2 protein-coding genes are annotated in these 3,625 nt (G+C 38.5%); both read left to right on the forward strand.

Going from position 1 to position 3,625, the window contains the following annotated elements; genetic code table 11:
• Positions 1-626 (forward strand): hypothetical protein (locus AC1WHX_RS11175; RefSeq protein WP_481229369.1); only part of this gene is annotated, 626 nt, incomplete at its 5' end.
• Between the two features lie 209 nt (positions 627-835).
• Positions 836-3,301: a replication restart helicase PriA gene (gene priA / locus AC1WHX_RS11180; RefSeq protein WP_278585190.1), complete on the forward strand. Its 2,466-nt coding sequence runs from the start codon at positions 836-838 to the stop codon at positions 3,299-3,301.
• Positions 3,302-3,625: the final 324 nt, after the last annotated feature.

Consider the following 3,625-nt stretch of genomic DNA (forward strand, 5'->3'; position numbering starts at 1 on the left):
TTATTCATCAAACAAATAATAATATGAACAAATTACTATACATAATCTGCTTTTTTCTAATTTTATCATGCGACCAAAAAGATGATCATGAGCTTGATATAAATTATCAATACGAGGAAGAAAATTCTAAAGAAAAAGACATATATTATCTTATTGTAAATAACTATACACCTTACACTTGCTATGTTGAATGTGATGGCAGAGTTATAATATCTTTAAATCCCAACAAAACAGCAAATAACATAAAAATCTCTACAAAGAACAAATCATTTCAAATATCTTATAAAAACTATCCTTACACTTATTCATACGGTGAAAAAGTTCCTGGAAATCAAGGCGAAAAATACATTATCAACATAAAAGATCCGGACTTCCCCGAATGCGAAAAGAAGAAAGTATTTTACGTATCTGTAAAAAATAACGAACAATATACGTATAAAATTTGCACTGAAAGAGGCTCTCTAATATCAAACATCTCTCCAAACGAGACTCGGACCATTACTTTATCCGCAGGGGAGCATATTTTAGAATTCGAACAAGCAGAAGGACGCCCCTTCCCCCCAACAGTATATTCTAAAATAGTATCGGGAAATTCTTGTGATAATAAAAATATTTCTATTCCGTAATATCAAATGAAACAACATATTTCGTGTAACGTCATAACCCGCATTTTAAAAGATAACAGACATCTATAAAGTATCTAAATTTTCCAACAAAATAGTTTAGCAAAGTTTTAAACTGACGTTTCTCAATTTGCAAATTATAAATGAGATGAGCACTATAAATCCGGGGCATTTTACTATTTTTGTCTGACAATTCTAAATCCGTATCAGTCGTGTCCCAATTTGCCGATGTCATATTACCTCTTCCGTTACATAAATATTATACATACCGTATTCCTGCGGAATTAAAAGAAAATTTATCTACCGGAAGCCGGGTTATCGTCCCCTTCGGACGAAAAAAATATTATACGGCTATTGTCATTTTTACTCACAATCATGCACCTGCTGATTATGAGACAAAAGAGATCATCTCTTTATTAGACAATGAACCTATTTTACGGCGTCCTCAACTCAAATTTTGGGAATGGATTGCCGGATATTATTTCTGTTCTGTCGGCGATGTGTATAAAGCGGCATTACCGTCGGGGTTAAAATTAGAAAGCGAAACCTTGGTTTCTCCTAACCCTGATTATGAAGAAAATCCGGACAACCGACTGACAGAAAGAGAGTCGATATTATTAGACACACTAAGCAAGTATCCCAAAATCTCAGTACAAGATCTGGAAAAAGAGAGCGGGTTACGCAATATTTTACCCGTTATCCGTACTCTGCTCGACAAAGAGGCCTTATTCATTACAGAACAGATAAAACGGAAATATCGTCCTAAAACCGAGACATATATAAAACTGGCTTTCGGACCGGAAGAACAAGAGAAATTACGGCCCATTTTCGAACAATTAGCTCCTGCCAAGAAACAGCTCAAATTATTGATGGCCTATCTCGAATTGTCATCATTCATGCAAAGAGGGCAATTTAAAGAGGTATCCCGAAACACTCTGCTCGAAAGAGCCGATGTATCCTCATCTGTCCTTTCAGGGCTGATCGACAAAGGAATACTGATCTCTTATAAACGGGAGATAAGCCGATTAGACACTTCCGGACGGTCTGCCGAACCTGCTCATGCTCTCAATACAGTGCAGCAAAAAGCTCTTGACCAAATATTTCATTCTTTCAAGGATAAAGAGGTTACTTTGCTGCACGGTGTAACTTCCAGCGGTAAGACAGAGATATATATCCACCTGATTCAAGAAGTCATTCAAAAAGGGAGACAGGTGCTTTATCTCGTTCCTGAAATAGCTTTGACCACACAACTTACAACCCGACTACAACGGGTTTTCGGAGACAGTCTTGCTATTTACCATTCCAAATTTACGGATAACGAACGCGTAGAGATATGGAACAATCTCCTAAAGGACAAAGGAATACGAGTCATTCTCGGAGTGCGCTCCTCGATATTTTTACCTTTCAGAGACTTAGGACTGGTTATTGTAGATGAAGAACACGAAAATACGTATAAACAACAAGATCCTGCACCACGCTATCATGCCCGTAACGCAGCCATCGTATTGGCATCGATGCACGGCGCAAAAACATTATTAGGAAGTGCAACTCCGGCTTTAGAAAGCTATTATAATGCACAACAAGGGAAATATGGATTCGTAGAACTTACCTCCCGATTCGAAGATATACAATTGCCCCGAATATTAGTAGCCAACACTCAAGAACTTCGTCGTAAAAAACAGATGACCGGCAATATATCTCCTCTGCTTCTCGATGAAGCCAATCAGGCCCTAAAAAGAGGAGAACAAGTCATTTTATTTCAAAACCGTAGAGGTTTCGCCCCGGTAATAGAATGCAAACTTTGCGCATGGGTTCCCAAATGCAAATATTGCGACGTAACGTTAACCTATCATAAACGATATCATCAGCTTACTTGTCATTATTGCGGATATACATGCGAAGTTCCCAGACAATGCCCGGCCTGCGGACATACCGAAATCGATATTCGAGGATTCGGGACAGAGCGCATCGAAGAAGATATAGCCCAATATTTTCCGGATTACCAAATCGCCCGTATGGATCTGGACACCACTCGTACACGGAAGGCTTATGAACAACTGATCGAAGACTTCGAACAGCACAAAACTCAAATTCTGGTCGGGACTCAAATGATCACCAAAGGACTGGACTTCGATAATGTAAGCGTAGTCGGTATTTTAAGTGCCGATACAATGATGAATTTCCCTGATTTCAGAGCTCACGAACGGGCATTTCAGCTTATGGCTCAAGTTGCAGGACGCGCCGGACGAAAGAAGCGTCAGGGTACTGTAATTCTGCAAACGGCACAGCCCGAACATCCGCTCATACAACAAGTTATCAACCACGACTACGCAGGAATGTTTCGTACGCAATTGAAAGAGCGTCAGCAATTCTCCTATCCCCCTTTCTTTCGGTTGATATATATTTATCTGAAACATAGGGATGAAACAATTCTCAATTCGGTTGCATGTTCTTATGCAACACGTTTACGACAAGTTTTCGCTCATCGCATATTAGGTCCGGATCTTCCTCCCGTTGCCCGGATACAATCTCTATATATTCGCAAAATCGTTCTAAAAGTAGAAAATAATGCATCTATGGCAAAAGTGAGAGAACTCTTATATCAGGCTCAAGACGATATGTTAAAAGACGAACGGTTCAAATCTGTTACCGTATATTACGATATCGATCCGATGTAAGAGCTTGTCTAAATTTTCCAACAGAAAAATATTATCAGGTCATTTTTGCGCTTTCTTCCGGTCTTTTTTCCCGTTTTCACTCGTCAGATAGCCCGCTATTATCCTCCTAAAAACAGAAAAACATCCTCGAAAGAAACTCTCAAAACTGACCCGAGCAAAATTTACGACAGGCTCTAAGAGTTACAATAATACTTTTATTTCAAGTAGATTCAATCCCTCAATAAAAGAAAACTTAATTATTCAAACCGATTATCAACGAATAGTTTATAACTTACCAATTACATCGGACTATTAACAATGTTATCAACAATTCATGTTTATAAC

This window comes from Coprobacter sp., from assembly GCF_982436375.1.